1 pseudogene is annotated in these 3,416 nt (G+C 45.9%); it reads left to right on the top strand.

The window, feature by feature from the left end:
* Positions 1-3,416 (top strand): annotated as a pseudogene (locus ACFIK3_RS09060) (filamentous hemagglutinin); the annotation flags it as partial.

Genomic DNA, 3,416 nt, shown 5'->3' with positions numbered 1-3,416 from the left:
CCAGCCGATGTGATTATAGCCAATCCCAATGGGATAAGCTGTGATGGTTGTGGCTTTATCAATACGCCCCATGCGACCTTAACCACAGGTGTTCCCGAAATTGATGCGAGCGGTTTTTTGAAAGGCTTTGAGGTGCGAGGTGGGGATATTACCTTTGGCGCCAAGGGAGCCAATTTTTTCTCTGGCCAAGGGGCTGTTGATATTGTCGATATTGTCTCACGCACGGTGCATTTTGAAGGAGCTGTTGCGGGCAGAGAAATTGGAGTGACAGCAGGGACGGGTCACTTTGATTATGCTTCACGGGAAATGAAAGAGCTAACTGATATTACCGGTAAACCGGAATATGCGATAGATGGCTCTGCTTTGGGGGCTCTACAGGCGGATCAGATTAAACTTGTGGCAACAGAAAAAGGTGTTGGTGTTCGCATGCGCCATGATATGGCCGCCAATGCGGGGCAGTTGCATCTTTCTGCTGATGGGAAAATCTCGTTGAAGAATGTTTTTGGTCATGGGGGCGTTGTCCTCAAATCGAAAAGCCAGAGCGTATTGGCAAAACACATCACCTCGAAAAAGCATATTGATATTGCCGCCCATAAGGATGTGACGTTAGAAACGGTTGGCGCTGATGGTCATTTGAAGATAGAGGCGCAGGATGGGCTTTTATCGATTGCCGGTAAGGCAACCTCTGGGGGCAATATGGAGCTTTCTTCGCGCCAGACACTTCAAGTTTCAGGGCTAGGGTCAGGCGCTGATATGGCTCTTGAATCGGGCGGAGACTTGAAGCTTGAGGGGATTGTTTTAGCGCAAGGGAACCTCAAGGCGCATGCCGGTGGTGATATACAGGCGCAGCTTTTAGCCGGTGGGGTTGATATGGCGGCAACGGGTGCTGCTGGTGTTGTTGTTCTTGGCACCCAAGGGGATGTTGATCTCCAGAGCAGTCAAGGTGCGATTGTCGCTGAAAGTGTTTATGGAGCAGGAGATATCACCCTGGTTTCTCATAACGGGCTTTCTGTTTCTCAAACAATTCTGTCGCATCAAAATGTTGCCATTCAAGCACAACCAGAAACAAATGCTCCCGTTCATTTTAGACAACTTTTAGCCTATGGCAAGGCAAATATTGAGGGTGGGGCGGTTGACTTTTCTTCACTGATGACGGGTGAAGAAGCTGTTTTAAAGGTTGGCAGCCTTGATGCTGGCACACTGATGACAGGTGTCGTTTCTACGGGCGGTTCAGGGGATCTTGTTTTAGATAAAAACGGCTTTCTTTTGATTACAGCAAAAGAAGGGGTGAAGGTTGGTCAGATTGCCAGTGGTGGCAATATTGAAATTTTTGCAGGCAACGACATCTATTATGATCAGGTCATGGGCTATGGCAGCGCAACATTGACATCGGTGTCTGGAGAGATCAGTGTTGAGAATGTGTTGTCTGCTGAGGGGGATGTGAGGTTGACAGCAAACACTCTCGATTTAAGCAATAATCGTTCTCATATTTACACGCCGCAAACGCTGTATTTAATTGCAGATCATATTGATGTCTCAGAGAGCAAATTGGCTTATGGCGGTTTAGACTTTCAAAGCACCAATGCCCTTGATATTCACAATGCGCGGCTACAAGCCGTGACAGATCAGGGAGGGACTGGAGATATTCTCTTTGTTGCTCCAAGCGTTATGGTTGATGAGACAACTTCTGTTTTAGCGGCACGAGATTTCGTGATCAAAACGGGGGAGCTTGGAAATAGCGGTCAATTGGCATCGGGGCAGGATTTAGTCTTTAGCGTGACGGGCAATGTGACCAACAACAAAACGGGCTTAATTTATGTGAAGGGCAATGGTGCTTTACAAGTTGATGGTGCTTTGCTCAATGATTTTGGCACCATAATGACAGAAGGTGATTTATCTTTCACCAATGCAGCTGGCAGCGGAAAAAGCCTTTCGCTTGTGAACAAAGCAGGCTTTATTCAAGCTGGTGGAAACTTAAATATCCAAACCAACACCCTAAAAAACGAAGCCGATAGCACGCCTGTCATCACGGAAAAAACGGAATATAGCGATATTTCATTCGAAAAACCAGACAAATATAATTTTCTCGATGGTAGGGATTTATATCATGATACGAGATCGAATAGCTGGGGCAAAGGAAAGCTTTCTAAGTGGCCGGCACTTAAAGACAAGAAAAACTTTATATTTGAACAGCAGGTTTGGGCGAGCAAAGAAGAAATCTATGGCACCGCAATTTCAAGCGATGGAACAATCTATAAGGCTTTTACTTGGGAATATAATGATAACAGAAAAGGCATAGAACAGTATTCTTGGAATGGTTCTCGGCAGAAGGGAGGATGGTTAGGGTCAATAAACGAAAATTGGTCACACATGACAGAAAAGACTGTCACGCAAGGGTTTTCTCATAAACCAACTGTTTCGGGGGTAATACAATCTAGTGGCAACCTCATCATTAACGCTGATACCATTGATAACCATTATAGCTCTATAGAAGCAGGGGGTAATGCCGATATCCACGCCAATGTGCTCACCAATTTGGGGGCAACAGCTTATAAAAACACTTATCTTGGTTGTCAGGCTTATACAGACAGTTGTTATGGTTATAAAGCTGATGGAAGCCGCGATGTTTCTTTAGATATAGCCAATGGCAATGATCGCCAGATTGGTTCAGAAGCTCTTGATGCAGCTCCTGGTCTTGTCCAAGCGGGTGGCACGTTGAATTTGGTGGTCGATCAACTCAATAACACGGCAGCGGAAGGTTCGATTACAGGGGATGCGCATTTTAAAGCACAAGCAGTTGAACGTAAACCACTGGAGTCCTTAAGTGGTTTAACTGGGGCTGGCGCTCTCTTTACACCAAAAGTCGATCTCAATAATGCAGGGGAACTTGCTGAGGGGCTCCCTTTACCAAAGCCCCAATCGGGTGGGGTTGGGGGCACACTGCCCAATCAAAATTTTATTTATGAAACGCGGGCAGAATTCCTTGATGTTGGCAAGTTTTATGGCTCAGCCTATTATTTGAACAGAATTGGCTACAATCCTGACAGAGAGATTTTTTTCTTAGGCGATGCATATTTTGAAAAGCAGCTGATTGAGAAACAAATGCGTGATCTGGTTGGTCAAGGGTTGGGCAAAGGTTCCTTTATTCCTGGAAGTGATGCCATTGAACAAGTCAAAACTTTGCTGGATGTCGGGGCAGACTATGCAAAAGCCCACAATCTCCCTTTTGGTGAGGCTTTGAGTGAAGAACAATTGGCATCCCTAGAAGCCCCAATGGTGATTTATGTGCGCCAACAGGTCAAGGGCATGGATGTTTATGCACCGGTGCTTTACATCCCCGAAAAAGACAGAGCCTCCTTTGTTTCTGCTGGGGCTTTGATCATGGGCGATGATGTCAATATCACCAGCCAAAATAC

It is taken from the genome of Bartonella sp. CB10SXKL (genome assembly GCF_042195515.1).
In the GTDB taxonomy this organism is placed as follows: domain Bacteria; phylum Pseudomonadota; class Alphaproteobacteria; order Rhizobiales; family Rhizobiaceae; genus Bartonella.
Note: the sequence above shows the minus strand (reverse complement) of the source record. Positions and strands in the feature narration are given on the sequence as shown.